This window comes from Mesorhizobium sp. M4B.F.Ca.ET.017.02.2.1 (assembly GCF_003998955.1).
Lineage (GTDB): Bacteria > Pseudomonadota > Alphaproteobacteria > Rhizobiales > Rhizobiaceae > Mesorhizobium > Mesorhizobium abyssinicae.
On sequence record NZ_RZOF01000636.1, the window covers coordinates 1 to 1,091 of the forward strand.

At 63.6% G+C, this 1,091-nt stretch carries 2 pseudogenes; both read left to right on the forward strand.

The features are described from left to right. Positions 1 to 226, forward strand: a pseudogene (locus tag EN738_RS34520) (N-acetyltransferase); the annotation flags it as partial. Between the two features lie 94 nt (positions 227 to 320). Continuing rightward, positions 321 to 1,091: pseudogene (locus EN738_RS34525) on the forward strand (hypothetical protein); the annotation flags it as partial.

Sequence of the window (1,091 nt, forward strand, 5' to 3'; positions counted from 1 at the left end):
CGTCAAGGCGCGGGGCAGGGGCATCAGCCATCGCCTCGTCGAAGGCGGCATCGACTTTGCCCGCCGGAACGGCGCGCGGCTGGTCGAGGCCTGCCCGATCGACCTGTCGCGCGATTCGCGTTCGATCGGCCTGTTCGTCGGCTCGTCGCGGGTGTTCGAGAAGGCGGGCTTCGAGCGGCTTGTCGAGCGCAAGCCCGGCCGGCCGCTGATGCGGCTGGTGCTTTAGGAAGGCGACTAGCCTTTGTCTTGCGGCTGTGATGGTATTTGCCTACCAGCAGCGCGAAGCGATTTTGTCTTCCGAGCCCAAACGGAGAATCGACGTGAAGCGTGTCCTGCCCCTAGTTTTCCTTCTCGCGCTCGGCGCGCCGGCTTTCGCCCAGACGGTCGATAGCCAAGGCGCCAAGCAGCTTTCCGAGGACCTGTCCCGCTACGTCGGCAAGAAGGCGCTCGACACCGGCGTGCTGAAGGTCTCCGTCGAAGGAGACGCCTACCGGATCGCCATTGATTTCAAGGCGCTGGTCGAGGCCCTGCCGGACCAGAAGCTGCTGAAGTTCGACGTCGCGCCTTATGCTTTGAAGGTGAAGCCGCGCAGCGATGGATCCTGGGACGTCTCGATGGATTTCTCGCAGAGCGCGTCCTTCGAGTTCAACGGGCCGGAAGGGCTGCAAAGCACCCAGTTCACCGTCAAGGACGGCAAGGGCAGCGGCGTCTATGACCCCGCGCTCGCAGCCTTCACCAGCGGCGTCAGCACCATAGCCAGCATGACGATGACGTCCAAGGACGCCAAGCAGCATGTTGACGCCAGCTTCGGCGCCGGCACAGCGAACTTCGCCGCGACCAAGGCCGCCAATGGCGGCGTTGACGTCACGATGACGCAGAAGATGTCGAGCTTTACCGAGGCGGTCAATTTCGACGATCCCGAGAGCGGAATGAAATTTCCGGTGACGATTAAGTCGCCGGAGCTGTCGGTGACCGCGAACGGCAAGGGCGTGCGAAGCAAGCCGCTGCTCGACCTGCTGGCCTTTGCCGTGGCCAATGAGGACGAAGCGGCGCTGAAGGCGAACCAGGCGCAGCTCAAGTCGCTGCTGCTT